This window comes from Chryseobacterium arthrosphaerae (genome assembly GCF_001684965.1).
Taxonomy (GTDB): Bacteria; Bacteroidota; Bacteroidia; order Flavobacteriales; family Weeksellaceae; genus Chryseobacterium; species Chryseobacterium arthrosphaerae.
On the sequence record NZ_MAYG01000006.1, the window covers coordinates 1 to 480 of the forward strand.

Here is a 480-nt window from a genome sequence, read left to right on the forward strand (position 1 = left end):
GAGAACGTAGCCCCATGTATTCAAGAGCAAAATTGAATCTCTTTCCTATATTCTGGGTATAAGTAGATTTCAGAGCTGCACCGTTACGCATTGCATTATGATAAATAAATGATGCGGTAGGTGTTTTTACGTCATAATACTTCACATCGTTGGCACCAATGATCATGTAAGATTTATTGGAAGGCAGTAAGGAAAGATTTTGCTCGTCGTTCACTTCAAAAATAAGAGGATTGAACCCCGAACCAATATTGGCAGGCTGTACTCTCCCAAAGTTATCTTTATTATTTTGCTGTGAAAAAATGTATGTTTTATCAAAAGTCATTACAGTATCAAAGACTTTCTTTTCAGAAAACTGAGTCTGATACTGGTAATCATTAATCGTAGGCTTGAAAATTTTCAGAGAATCTTTTTTCCCGGAGTCTATCACCAGCGTGTCTTGTTTTTTGGGTTGCTTCACATCGGCTTTATTTACGACCTGAG

The 480-nt window shown here is 36.9% G+C and carries 1 protein-coding gene; it reads right to left on the bottom strand.

The features are described 5' to 3' along the window. The coding region (locus tag BBI00_RS15310) for a putative porin (protein ID WP_165602543.1) at positions 1–480 on the bottom strand (480 nt) is incomplete at both ends.